The following is an 8,648-nucleotide window of genomic DNA, read 5'->3' on the forward strand; positions in this document are numbered from 1 at the left end:
CGTCCTCTTTTCTATTAAAGCCTCAAAATTAGTCATTTTCATCACAGCATTGTTCAGATGGAATAGATTATTAACAAATAAACTTTAATTCTACATTATTCTTTCCAACCGTGAACTCCACTTTTGCCCCATTGACAAGCGGCAAATTATGAGTGACATGCCCTACCGGGAAATTAAAACAAACGGGGTAATCATACTCTTTCACCAAATCCGCCAGGGCTGCATACAATTCCTTTCCCAAGGAACGGTCTTCTTCATATTCGGTAAATTGCCCGATAATAAGCCCGGACAGTTTTTCGAGCACACCGCCCAGTTTCAGATTATACATCATCCGTTCAATGGCATGAGGGCGCTCGCTGACATCTTCTATAAACAGCACTGTCCCCTCCGCCGGAATATCGTAAGGAGTTCCACGCAAACCGTAGGCTACTGCCATGTTTCCGCCATGCAAAATGCCTTGTGTGCTCCCCTGCTTATTCAATTTATGCTTCTCACAAGCATAAACAGGCAGATTTCCGAACAGGATATCTTTTAAATAGACAGTACACGGATCATCCTCCGGCTCTACCGTGAGATGGCGCGCCATCAGTGAATGCAGGGATGCATATCCGTTTTTCTGAAACAGATTGTGCAATGCCGTGATGTCACTGAATCCAAGCAACCACTTCGGGTGTTCATGAAAAGCGGTAAAATCGATCTTATCTACCAGATGCACCGCTCCATATCCCCCACGGCTGCAAAGAATAGCTTTCACCGTCGGATCATCCATCGCGTCCTGCAAGTCTTTGAGACGTTGTTTGATTGTTCCGGCATATCTTCCGGAAGAACCGCCGGCATGCTTTCCGATAGCAACGTTCAGCCCCCATGACTCGATCCGTTTCCGGGCACCTTTCAGAAACTCTTTGTCTATCTTACTGGAAGGCGACACAATGACTACTTTATCACCCGGCCGCAAAAAAGGGGGAAATTGAATATCCATATTCTATACTCTATTTTGTTGACTTATGTATGCAAAAATACATGAAAAAACGATTCCATGCGCATCTAGCGGGCAAAACAAATGAAATATAGCAAAATGTTACACAACAGATGTATTTTTTCGGGTTATAATCCTTATTTTTTCAATCATTTTTCTGATATTTGCTAAAAATCTAACGTTATGGAACCTATTCTAAATTTTGCCCAACTCACAGAACACCTCAAGAAACTAAACCACAGAAAACGGATTGCCGTGGTTTGTGCCAATGATCCTAATACCGAGTATGCGATTACGCGTGCTTTGGAAGAGGGGATTGCGGAGTTTCTGATGATTGGAGACTCGGCTATCCTTGAAAAATACCCTACGCTCAAACAATATCCGGAATATGTGAAAACCATCCATATAGAAGATTCGGACGAAGCAGCGCGCGAAGCCGTACGTATCGTTCGTGAGGGCGGAGCGGATATTTTAATGAAAGGAATCATCAATACGGACAACCTGCTACACGCTATACTCGACAAAGAAAAAGGACTGCTCCCGAAAGGGAAAATCCTCACGCACCTGGCAGTGATGGAAATTCCGACTTATCATAAGCTGCTTTTCTTCTCAGATGCTGCGGTAATCCCACGTCCTACCTTGCAACAACGTATAGAAATGATATGGTATGCCATTTGTACCTGCCGGCACTTCGGCATTGAACAGCCACGCGTGGCGTTGATTCACTGTACGGAAAAAGTAAGCGCGAAGTTCCCTCATTCATTGGATTATGTGAATATTGTTGAATTGGCTGAAGCCGGAGAGTTCGGAAACGTCATTATCGACGGCCCGCTGGATGTACGTACGGCTTGCGAGCAGGCAAGCGGGGATATAAAAGGTATTGTATCTCCTATCAACGGCCAGGCAGATGTGCTTATATTCCCTAATATAGAATCTGGAAATGCTTTTTATAAATCTGTTTCCTTGTTTGCCAATGCAGAAATGGCAGGATTGCTGCAAGGCCCTGTGTGCCCCGTAGTCCTTCCGTCCCGCAGTGATTCGGGATTATCCAAATATTACAGTATAGCCATGGCATGCCTGCAAGTGTCAGGAGATTGCGAGTGCAGAAAGCAAGTGCTTAATCAAGGTAACAATTCATAATTCGCAATTCACAGTTCATAATCCATACTTAAAACATTAGACTCTATGAAGATTCTAGTCATCAACCCCGGTTCCACCTCTACAAAAATAGCTGTATACGAAAACGAAACACCCCTATTTGTCAGCAATATCAAGCATACGGTAGAAGAATTATCCGTTTATCCGCAGGTGATAGACCAGTTTGAGTTCCGAAAGAACCTTGTACTTAAAGAATTAGAGTCCAATGGTATTCCCTTTGCTTTTGATGCCGTCATCGGACGGGGCGGATTGGTAAAGCCTATTCCCGGCGGTGTATATGAAGTGAACGAGGCTATGGTACGGGACACATTGCATGCCATGCGTACGCATGCCTGCAACTTAGGCGGCTTGATAGCCAAAGAACTGGCATCCTCCCTTCCCGATTGTCCTGCTTTCATTGCCGACCCGGGAGTTGTAGACGAACTGGAAGATATAGCCCGTATTACAGGTTCTCCATTGATGCCGAAAATCACCATCTGGCATGCATTGAATCAAAAGGCGATAGCCCGGCGTTTTGCCAAAGAGCAGGGAACAAAATATGAGGATCTCGATTTAATAATTTGTCATCTGGGCGGCGGTATTTCGATAGCTGTCCACCATCATGGACGGGCTATCGACGCGAACAATGCATTAGATGGCGAAGGCCCTTTCTCACCGGAACGTGCCGGAACGCTTCCGGCAGGTCAACTCATTGATCTTTGTTTCAGCGGACAACACACGAAAGACGAATTGAAAAAACGCATTTCCGGTCGTGCCGGCCTGACTGCACATTTGGGGACTACCGATGTACCTGCTATTATCAAGTCCATAGAAGAAGGGGATAAAAAAGCGGAACTGATATTGGATGCCATGATTTATAATGTAGCAAAAGCCATCGGTGGCGCAGCTACCGTCCTATGCGGAAAAATAGACGCCATCCTTCTGACCGGGGGAATCGCTTATTCGGATTATGTTATTTCACGACTCAAAAAACGCATCTCATTTCTGGCTCCTATCCATATCTATCCCGGAGAAAACGAAATGGAGTCATTGGCTTTTAATGCGATAGGAGCATTGAAAGGAGAGTTGCCTATACAAGTCTACAAGTAACATGAACTTTTGCGCAAGAATGAGAGTGAACCGCCTGCTCTTTTCCCAATGTTATGGATTAGGTCAAACTTCCTCCATCCGTTCCAGTTCCCATCCGCGAAACTGCATCACGATGCAATGTAACTCGGTGGCGTGCACCATCTGGCGTACCTTAGGACCAACAGCATACCCTTTTATCTGCTCTACGGCTTCTTGCCACTGAGCTTCGGCTTTCGCTTCCGAGTCTTTGGTGGAAAGGTATTTCATTTCGATGATATAGCTATGCTTCACGTCATAGCGCATCAAGTCGGGCATTAGGAACAAGTCGCAATAACCGTGGTTCAATTCTACTTCCGGAGCTATCAGGTAATAGGCATTCGTGCTCAAGTAGGCAGTAAAAAAGCCTTGCAGGTTGCGCTCGCCTTCGATGGCACTTCGCACGGAGGAGTTTTCTTTGTAGGCATGGGCGATAAATTCCAGCGTTTCACGCCAATGACCCTCGTAGGCCATCTCATCAAACAAGTCTGCCAAATCATTCAAATTGATATGTTCTCTGTCCTGATACTCTTCCAGCAGGAATTCATAATATTGCTTACGCACATTATTATTGGGAATACTTAGCACCAAGCGTTTTCCGTAGGTGGCGGTAATGGTGAGCATACCATAATAAAAGAGCAGGCTGGGGAAAATCTCCGGTTTAGTGATATCGGTAGCGGGAAAGGTAGTCACTAACGTGGTGACAATCTGCCCCTCTTCCGTGATTTTACGCAATACGCCCTTGCGGTTACCGTCCAACTTATCCAGCCGGATAAGTTTCTTCATCTTATTGTAATCTGTACGGGTATTAGGATCTATCATCTCTTTGGGCGATTTACCCAAAGTCATATAATGCCGCAAATAATAGAACACCATGTCACAGTTGAACATTTTCGGATCGCGCTCCAAGCTTTCTTCGGCAAAACAATAATTGTCATACCACGGGCGCATTTCCTCTATCATCGCATTTATATCCGTATTGCCCGGCAACCGTCCGGCATCCTTATAATACCGGATCATCTCACGTACATCAGTCTCACTGAATCCCAGCATCATGTTAAACTGATGATCAGTACTAATATTCCAACCGATATTAAATCCGCTAGTCAAATCATCCAGTGTCACAGGGCTGACACCAGTCATGAAGATACGATCAAACATACCTTTGAACTTCTTGAATATTTCGCGGTAAAAGCCACTGGCATGGGTCAAGGCATGATAAACTTTGTCGCCCTGCTCGTTCAGCACCACGTTAGTGAAATTATCGTATTCATCCACTATCAGATAAAGCTTGGAGCCGTTATTACGTGCCTTACGCTCCAGAAAGTTAATTTTGTTGGTAGTGCCGCATTGGGCTTTCATTTCCTCTTCGAAGCCGGGATAATAATAAGGTTCATAGATAGAAGCAAAATCATCCAGTCCGCCACAGCAGTAATCATCAAAGCTCTGGGCAAGTGTCCTATCAAGCCCTCCCACTCTGGAAAAATCAAGATAAAGTATTTGGAAAGCCCCTTGCAACTGTGTAGGACGACTACCTATCCACAGATTGCCGAAGCGTTTTTCGAACTTTTCTTTTTGAGAGATGTCATAATAAGTCCGGAGCATACTCAGAAAGATGCTCTTACCGAAACGGCGGGGACGGATAAAGAACAAATTGCTGGGTTGCTCTTCCAACAAAGGCAGATACATCGTTTTATCCACATAATATTGGTTCTGCTCCACCACTTCCACAAAGTTGGAAACCCCATAAGGGATTCTTTTTACTTCTTCCATAATTGTTCCTTTCTTTAGTCCTCATACCCATTGATTGGGGCAATACAAAAGTAACACATTCCCGCAGAAAGAACAAAGAAAGGGAAAGAAAGTTGAAGTGTCACTATGCAAAAACAAGACGAAACATAATCTCCACGAATTTCTACTAGAGAATTAAAAAGTGGAAACTTGCTGTCATCTGTCACGTGTTTACATTTAAACATGTGATTGTGAGTGAGTAATGATGTGACAGCAGCATGTGATAGCACAGTGACAGCAAAAGTGCTGTCACCATTTTATCTCCCTTTTTCTTTCTTCCCTCTCTTTTCTCTTTCTTAAAAATCACAACTTGTATAGCTCATATTTTTAGCCGTAGGGGGGAATATTAGTTTCATGCCTTTAAACTATTGGTTTCATAGGATGAAACTAGAGTTTCGCCTGCTTGAAACCAAAGTTTCACCCGCTTGAAACTAGAGTTTCAATTACTCGAAACAATTGTTTCTAAGCCTTGAAACTTTAGTTTTTACTGCTTGAAACTAAAGTTTCAGGTAAGAGGAACTAACTTGGAACTTGCTTTTATAAGAAAGAAGAAGAGATGTGACAGCAAAAATGCTATCACCGTGCTGTCACATACTGCTGTCACATCATTACTCCCTCACAATCACATGTTTAAATGTAAATATGTGACAGGTGACAGCTAATTTTCACATTTTAATTCCCTAGAAGAGTTGTTGGGAGATATAATTCAACTTATTTCCGTATAGTTTCATTCAAATTCAACTACTGGTTCATATTATTAAGAAAGAGTAATCTCTTCCAATAATACAAGCTCCCAACTACGCCATACAATTGTAATCAGTTTCAGTCCACCTTTAGCCTTAGCTCCCGCCACCAATTCGTCTTCACTATAACGAAGCAACTGTTCGCGCGCCTCATCGGCAAGGGTACGTATCTCCTTTTCCGAAGCACCGGCTTTCGCATATTTCACTTCGAGCAGATAGGTAAACGGGGGCATCACGGGAACCGACGGACTAGGCTTGAAGAAGAAATCTGCAAAACCTTTATTCAATTCATATTCCGGATAGAGTTGATAATAACGGTACATGCCTAAATAAGCAAGCAAAAAACCTTTAATGTGTGCTTCACCCTCAATATATTCACGGATGCGGCTCTGCTTACGAATGGCATCAGCTATAAAACCGAAAAGAGGTTTCCAGTCTCCCCGAAAAGCCATATCCTCAAATAGAGCTGTCATCTTGTTCATATCCATCTTAAAGATATCATGTTTACTATATCCTTGAATCAGGAAATTGAAAAGCTGTTCCCTCACCACTAAATTCGGGACATGCAAGATGGGTCTTCCCACCATATCAACACCTTTAATGGAAAGAAGTCCGAAGTAGAACAACAAAGACTTGAAATTGCTGGGATCTGTCATCTCCAATGCAGAAAAATGAGTGACGATATCGGTAGTAATCTCGCCCTGTTCGGCTATTTCCTTTATAACGGAAAAGTTCTCTCCCAATCCGTGATCAAGCTTTATCAAATATGTCAGTTTGTTGAAGTCAGTGCGGATATTAGGGTCTACAATCTCTTTTGGTTTTTTATGATGAAGAACAAAAGATTTCAGAAAATAAAGTGCCATATCAGAATTGAACATACACTGTTCCAACGTATCTTCACTAAAGCAATAATTGTCATAATTAGGTTTCATCATGGCAACAATTTCATCCACTGATTCTTCAAGAACTCCCTGCTCTTTATAATACGTCAACATTTCACGCAACTCTTTCTCACTAAAGCCAACCAAATCATTGAACCAGGAATCATTTGTGATGTTGGTTCCGATATTAAAACCACAAGTGACATCATCCATCGTCACAGGACTCACTCCAGTGATAAACAATCGCTCGAGAGCAGATCCGGTTCCGGTAGTAGCTGATTTTATCACGTTAAAGAAGCCGCGGATAAAACCTTCGCCATGCGTTGCTTTCCGATAATAGTCTGTACCGTAAGTTGAAAGAATGGTATTAGTGAAATTATCATATTCATCAATAAGCAAATAAATTCGGAGATTTCCTTTGCGACTGGCATAGGTGTTGACTGCCGATAAAAAAACACCTGGGACTTTTTGGGTATCCTCATCCAAAACCTCCCAAATTTCTTTTCCCAACAAATGCTCGTATTTGTATACGAAGTCTTTTATCTTGTTACAACAATGAAGTTTAAACGAGGGCTCTACCTCATTGACATTAGAACTTACTTCGGAAAAATTAAACCGCATAATGAGAAACTTATTATGTAGCCTGGTAGGATGCTGACCTATGTATAAATGCCCGAACAATTCATTAAACTGTTCGACATAATTAATATCGTAATAGGTTTCCAACATAGCCAAAGTCAGACTCTTCCCAAATCGACGGGGACGGATCAGAAATAGATAAGGCGGTTGCATCTCTATTTTTTCAATGAACATTGTCTTATCCACATAATAATAATTCTCTTTCTGAATTCGTCCAAAGTCCGTTATTCCGTATGGTATTTGTTTCATCATATTGCGATTCCTTTCAATTATCTATTTTTCTATTTCTGCAAACTTTGCTCAATATGCTGCAAACGACGTTCTAAAGCTGCATACTTTTCATCCTTTTCTTTTAAAAGACGTTCATAGAGTTCGGTGATTTTGTCGATAGGGTTGAAATTGTTAACTCGATTATCGTTGCTACTATCACTATCTTCTGTATAGGATTTCACAGTACCAATATTAATATTTGCTCCTCCTGAACCTTGATCATTATTATTCACCGTATTATTCTCAAACACCACCGTCTGTGCATCCTCTTCTAAAGTCTTAAGATAATCGAAAGGAACATTCAATGCCCGTGCAAAACGCTGCAACATTTCATCATCAATCACTCTCATCTTCTCATATTTAGAGACAGCAGGTTGTGAAAGGTGTACCAATTCACTTAAACCTTCCTGGTTCATATTCTTTTCAATACGGGTACGACGTATATTGCGTCCGTGATGGACTCTCCCAATAGTCAATTCTTCTGTTTCCATTCTTGATTTCTTCTTTTTAAAATCCAACAAATATACAAATGAAAAGTTTCGCTCGAAGCAAATATACGAAAAAAACGAATAGATGTGATAATATGGATAAAAGGAATATTACTACCGGTCAAAAGTAATAAAATGAATACTTCCAAACAGCCTGATTATAGAAAAAAACACGAACTTTGCAGCAAACAACATACAAACAGAAAACCATGGAAAGAATATTAACAATAAAAGAATATAAGTTCGTAAAAGAATTTATTGAGTTAATCCGAAAACACGGCATTTTGTTTTCCACGAATCAAGAAGGGAAAATCGTAGTTATAATCCATGAAAAAGAAGGAGATAACAGACCTGATTTTCTGACACCTGCCATAGAACTGGGAGATTGTTTCGATGAAACAGAATTGTATGAGATATTAAACCAAACCAATGAACGGATAAAACAGATTGCAGAAGACTATAAATCAGAAGAAATATTCACTCAACATCTAACTAAAAAATAAATCCTCATCCCTATATATACAATAGTTCGTTAAAAATTCGCCACGCCTAAGCGGCTCTGGCAGTAAATAAAATGAGTTCTTTGAAAAGTTTGTCA

7 protein-coding genes are annotated in these 8,648 nt (G+C 41.5%); 3 read left to right on the forward strand and 4 right to left on the reverse strand.

The annotated features are described in order from the left end of the window. Positions 1 to 70 precede the first annotated feature (70 nt). Positions 71 to 979 carry an LD-carboxypeptidase gene (locus AB5443_RS24560; protein ID WP_368114419.1) on the reverse strand — a complete coding sequence of 303 codons (909 nt, stop codon included), beginning with the start codon at positions 977 to 979 and terminating at the stop codon, positions 71 to 73. Positions 980 to 1,159: 180 nt separating this feature from the next. Here AB5443_RS24560 and AB5443_RS24565 point away from each other — a divergent pair, with 180 nt between their 5' ends. Further along, complete coding sequence (locus AB5443_RS24565) at positions 1,160 to 2,116, forward strand: phosphate acyltransferase (RefSeq protein WP_022139442.1); 957 nt, start codon at positions 1,160 to 1,162, stop codon at positions 2,114 to 2,116. A 45-nt stretch (positions 2,117 to 2,161) separates the two neighbouring features. Continuing rightward, the gene (buk, locus tag AB5443_RS24570; protein ID WP_277135258.1) at positions 2,162 to 3,223 is read left to right on the forward strand and encodes a butyrate kinase; all 1,062 of its coding nucleotides are present in this window, start codon (positions 2,162 to 2,164) and stop codon (positions 3,221 to 3,223) included. 63 nt (positions 3,224 to 3,286) lie between these two features. Here the strand turns inward: buk and AB5443_RS24575 are convergent, their stop codons facing one another. The 3 genes from AB5443_RS24575 to AB5443_RS24585 form a co-directional block, all read right to left on the reverse strand. Continuing rightward, entirely contained in the window at positions 3,287 to 5,011 is a 1,725-nt protein-coding gene (locus AB5443_RS24575) for an ATP-binding protein (RefSeq protein ID WP_073343759.1), read from the reverse strand. 775 nt (positions 5,012 to 5,786) lie between these two features. Beyond that, positions 5,787 to 7,544, reverse strand: a complete 1,758-nt coding sequence (locus tag AB5443_RS24580) for an ATP-binding protein (RefSeq protein ID WP_368114418.1) — start codon at positions 7,542 to 7,544, stop codon at positions 5,787 to 5,789. A gap of 29 nt (positions 7,545 to 7,573) precedes the next feature. Next, entirely contained in the window at positions 7,574 to 8,053 is a 480-nt protein-coding gene (locus AB5443_RS24585) for a helix-turn-helix domain-containing protein (protein ID WP_303004862.1), read from the reverse strand. 206 nt (positions 8,054 to 8,259) lie between these two features. Between AB5443_RS24585 and AB5443_RS24590 the strand changes: the two genes are divergently transcribed. Continuing rightward, the gene (locus AB5443_RS24590) at positions 8,260 to 8,553 is read left to right on the forward strand and encodes a hypothetical protein (protein ID WP_073344751.1); all 294 of its coding nucleotides are present in this window, start codon (positions 8,260 to 8,262) and stop codon (positions 8,551 to 8,553) included. Positions 8,554 to 8,648: the final 95 nt, after the last annotated feature.

Source organism: Bacteroides sp. RTP21281st1_H5_RTP21281_210402, assembly GCF_040918965.1.
Lineage (GTDB): Bacteria > Bacteroidota > Bacteroidia > Bacteroidales > Bacteroidaceae > Bacteroides > Bacteroides congonensis.

Bases quoted from the DNA above. Each gene is read 5' to 3' on its own strand.
- AB5443_RS24560 (WP_368114419.1), bottom strand. From the start codon at position 979: ATGGATATTCAATTTCCCCCTTTTTTGCGGCCGGGTGATAAAGTAGTC.
- AB5443_RS24565 (WP_022139442.1), top strand. From the start codon at position 1,160: ATGGAACCTATTCTAAATTTTGCCCAACTCACAGAACACCTCAAGAAA.
- buk (WP_277135258.1), top strand. From the start codon at position 2,162: ATGAAGATTCTAGTCATCAACCCCGGTTCCACCTCTACAAAAATAGCT.
- AB5443_RS24575 (WP_073343759.1), bottom strand. From the start codon at position 5,011: ATGGAAGAAGTAAAAAGAATCCCTTATGGGGTTTCCAACTTTGTGGAA.
- AB5443_RS24580 (WP_368114418.1), bottom strand. From the start codon at position 7,544: ATGATGAAACAAATACCATACGGAATAACGGACTTTGGACGAATTCAG.
- AB5443_RS24585 (WP_303004862.1), bottom strand. From the start codon at position 8,053: ATGGAAACAGAAGAATTGACTATTGGGAGAGTCCATCACGGACGCAAT.
- AB5443_RS24590 (WP_073344751.1), top strand. From the start codon at position 8,260: ATGGAAAGAATATTAACAATAAAAGAATATAAGTTCGTAAAAGAATTT.